This is a genomic window from Paenisporosarcina sp. TG20, from assembly GCF_000286315.1.
Classification (GTDB): domain Bacteria; phylum Bacillota; class Bacilli; order Bacillales_A; family Planococcaceae; genus Paenisporosarcina.
Genome location: NZ_ALJG01000120.1, coordinates 1 through 3898, shown reverse-complemented (window position 1 = coordinate 3898; position 3898 = coordinate 1). Strand labels below are relative to the sequence as shown.

Below are 3898 nucleotides of genomic sequence, written 5' to 3'. Positions count from 1 at the left end.
GATACCTGTCTAAAATTAACGTATTATTAATATAAATTCCAATTAAATGATGTTCGTGTTTATTATCTAATTGAGGAGTTATGAAATTGACTCATTAGCGAGATCAAACATAATGAATGTTGAGTTGTTACCATTATAGTAAAGTATAACGGAAAGACCATGACTGTAAGGAATTTATTGTTATAAACACGGAAAATAACATAAAACGCTCGGAGATTTTCCTTGTGGGCAACGACAAGTGAGCACAATTAGGTTTTACTAGAGAGTGCATCTATTTTTAATGTAGGTGAAAGTTGATGATGATTACTCTTATGGACAGCAGTTCTAGAAACCTTTTACCAGAAATTTCGCATGTGTTGCTGCTATCTTTCCGCTTCATATGAGTATTTAAATTCATGTGAAAATACTGATTTATAAACATTCGGAATATAAGTATTAGTGCGTCAATAACACGTTTAATGAAGTTTACACTAATAAGTTAACAGGTAATAATTATTGTTTAACTAAAGGTGATAAAAACCTAAAAACAAGAAGATATAACACGTACTGAAATAAAGTATATGATATTCAAAGTTAGGAACTTAGTTTTTTTCTGAGTAACAAGCGTTAGAAACAGGATTTATAACAGGAGAACAGGAAAAGGGGCAATTTTATGCAAGTACTCGTTTTACGATTTGACTATAAACTATCTACAAAATTGGAACAAAATATTAGTGACCTACACCTAGCATCAAGTCGAGGCAAAGAAACTACCCTCCCACCTCATATCAGTTTATTTTCGTTTGAAAAAATAGACCCCCTTCTATTGAAAGAACGCGTAAAACCATGGATAGATAAGCAAAAACAACTTGATATAACTATATCTTCTCTTGGTTTTTTTAAACAACAAGGAACATTTTTTGCAGCACCCGTAGTAACGAAAGAAATAGAAACTTTTCATCGCGAATTATTTTCATTGATTATGGATTTACATACAAATGAAATCTCTCATTATCTACCAGGGAAATGGATACCTCACACAACATTAATAAACAATGTCCCAATGACAGGGTGGGGTCCTTTATTTCAGCGCGCAAGCTTGGCATTTGAAACACAAGCAGGAAAAGCCGTCGCATTAGAATGTTGGTCTTTAAGTAACGGTCGTACTCAAACAGAATGGACTTCTTTCTTACAATAAAATCACTATATAAATTACTTCTAGGGCATTGACTATTATCCTACAAACGTTATAATAGAGTTTGTCCTAGAAATTAGATCTTGTAGCTCAGCTGGGAGAGCGCCACCTTGACAGGGTGGAGGTCGCTGGTTCGAGCCCAGTCGGGATCATTGGGTGCCAAACCCACGAAAATCCTTAAGGAACGAAGGATTTTTCCAAAAAAAGCATCATCTCTTCGGAGGTGGTGTTTTTTTATTTATCTTTGAATTGGTGTTAAATAAACATAAAGCAGCTAAAAATACTGCCATAATTGTCGCTTTCCTTAGAAATACTTTGTAAGCTATTTCAGATGACGTTCTATTGCTGAGTAAATAACCCTTGTTACTATGTCACTTGCCATAAAGATTAGTAAAATCTTTAATAATATATGCCATGGCCCTATGAGGAATGTTAGCCATGTACCGCCTATGATGAATACAAATAATTTTTCTGTAAACAACTCCTATGGTGGAAATTTGGCCAAAAGAGAAAGCCCTTTAAATGAAGGACTCTAAAATAATCATTAAAAAAAATTACTACTTAAAAATTCCAATAAATAAATCATTACAATTTTCGTATTCTTTTTCTAAATAAGAATATTTAGAATCATAGAGTTTATACATATATTTTGTAATTACTTTCTCCTAGATATTGCAGTGTAAATATTAGTAATAGAGACACCCAGATAGGTAATATGTTTATCATCTCATTCAAATTCATTCTATTTACTCTTAAAAAAGTTTTGTCACATTAAAGCTCACAAGCCCAGTTATCTTTATCTCGGTCATGTTTCAACTCATACGCTGGATGAGTTGAAGCTACTCCATTTGGATATACTTTTCGCATCTCAGTACAGTTAGCAAATCCAGTTTGTACTGGCGATGGAGTAGGGGTTACAGCTACTTTCTCATAACCCATAGCACGAGCTAAGAAGGCCGAAATTTGCCCACGTGTTAAAGTTTCAGTTGGACGAAATGTATTGTCAGAAAACCCTGTTGTGATTTTCAAATGTACAATTTTTTTAACAGAACTATATGACGACATTGAAGGTGACATATCTTTAAAGTTATTATTTGATTCAGTCGTTAATTTAAAAGCATTTGCAAGGAAAATCGCCATTTGACCACGATTAACGATTTCTTTAGGACGGAACGTACCATCTGTATATCCAGACAACACACCTGCATCAACCGCTGATTTGATATATCCCGAAGATGCTAATGATGAAGGAACATCTTTAAACGGTGTAGTTGTCATACCTCCTTTAAGTCCAACTGCTTTAGAAACCATCACAGCTACTTCTTCACGAGTAACTTTTTGATCGACTCCAAAACTTGTACCGCTATTTATCACTCCTTTTTCTAGCAAGAACATAATCTCGCCATAGAAACCGTGTGTAGATTTCACATCTGTAAATCCAGCTGCAGACACTTCTTGTTTAGGTAAAATTGATAATACTAGTAGAAGAACAATTAGCATTGTTAATATTTTCTTCATATTCTACTCCCTTTCCTGTTCATTTACTTAAAATTGTAATCTTTGGAAATGATAAAGTCTATGTTTATTTAAAATGGTAAACCAAGGTTATTGAAAGGATACAAAATAGACAGGGCGGAGGTCGCTTCGAGACCAGTCGGGATCATTGGGTGCCAAACCCACGAAAATCCTTAAGGAACGAAGGATTTTTCCAAAAAGCATCATCTCTTCGGAGGTGGTAATTTTTTCATTAACCTTATAATTTAACTCGTTACTTAAAGTAACCAATGATTTAAGTGGAAACTAAAAAAGCACCTCAAACGAGATGCTCTCCTATCCATTCCTTATATCTATATCTTTTTATTTTTTATTATTTGATTTATCAAGCGCTCCCCAGAATTCCTTTGCGATAACTTCATACCCTTCAAGACTTAAATGTATGTTAGTAGGATTTGGAATGTATAGCATTGGATCTTCTGCGATAGCCTCTTCTGTTGAAACAAACACATCCCCATGTATTGATGCGACGGTTTCAATCGTGTTGTTTAATCCATTCATAATTTGTATCAACAGTTCTTGTTCATTTAGCGGCAGATACGGAAATGGATTGTAATACCCCATTACATATACATCGACATTTGGATTTATCATGTCGATTGCTTTTAATATTGCGGTTAAATTTTTTCTGACAGTATCGATAGCTTTAAATGGATCTACATAGAGCGCGTTCAGTACGTCATTTGCACCAATATCAAGAGTGATCATATCAGCAGATTTAATCTCAGCTATTACCTCTTCGTTATTTAAAACATCATTCTTTAAGCGCGTCGACGTATAACCAGGAACAGCGAAATTCGTAAAATTGACTTCGTACTGTGACTGCTCCATTCGTTCTTTTAAAAAGTCAGCGTACCCTAAATCAATCCTGCCATAATAAGGTGTGAAACCTGCTGCAAGAGAATCTCCGAGGCTAACGTATTCTACTTCTGTCTTTTTCAGTGGTTTTGCAGAACTCATTGTTGGTATTGTTAAAACGAGAGTTGCAATAATCATACCGCTAAATATTTTCTTAATAACCCTTTTCAAAACCTATCTCCTTTTGTTTTGTAGTGGCTATGTTTTTAATTGCAGTTGAGTCAATTTCATAACTACTCAATTCGATAATTATCCGTTTATTATAGAAAGGTATCGTTTGATTGTAGCGCAAGGCGGCGACTCCAGTGGGAA

General features: G+C 34.5%; 4 protein-coding genes and 1 tRNA gene. 2 read left to right on the top strand and 3 right to left on the bottom strand.

From position 1 onward, the window contains the following. Positions 1–652 precede the first annotated feature (652 nt). Positions 653–1177 (top strand): 2'-5' RNA ligase family protein, encoded by a 525-nt coding sequence (locus B371_RS0101205; protein ID WP_019412502.1) that lies wholly within the window; start codon positions 653–655, stop codon positions 1175–1177. 76 nt (positions 1178–1253) lie between these two features. Beyond that, a tRNA-Val gene (locus B371_RS0101200) sits at positions 1254–1326 on the top strand. Positions 1327–1496: 170 nt separating this feature from the next. Here B371_RS0101200 and B371_RS24380 read toward each other — a convergent pair. The 3 genes from B371_RS24380 to B371_RS0101185 all read right to left on the bottom strand — a co-directional run bounded on the left by B371_RS24380 (position 1497) and on the right by B371_RS0101185 (position 3757). Beyond that, positions 1497–1655, bottom strand: a complete 159-nt coding sequence (locus B371_RS24380; protein WP_157185123.1) for a phage holin family protein — start codon at positions 1653–1655, stop codon at positions 1497–1499. A 290-nt stretch (positions 1656–1945) separates the two neighbouring features. Further along, a complete protein-coding gene (locus B371_RS0101190; protein WP_019412501.1) occupies positions 1946–2692 on the bottom strand; it encodes an S-layer homology domain-containing protein in 747 nt (248 codons plus the stop codon). A gap of 339 nt (positions 2693–3031) precedes the next feature. Next, a complete protein-coding gene (locus B371_RS0101185; protein ID WP_019412500.1) occupies positions 3032–3757 on the bottom strand; it encodes a GDSL-type esterase/lipase family protein in 726 nt (241 codons plus the stop codon). Positions 3758–3898 lie beyond the last annotated feature (141 nt).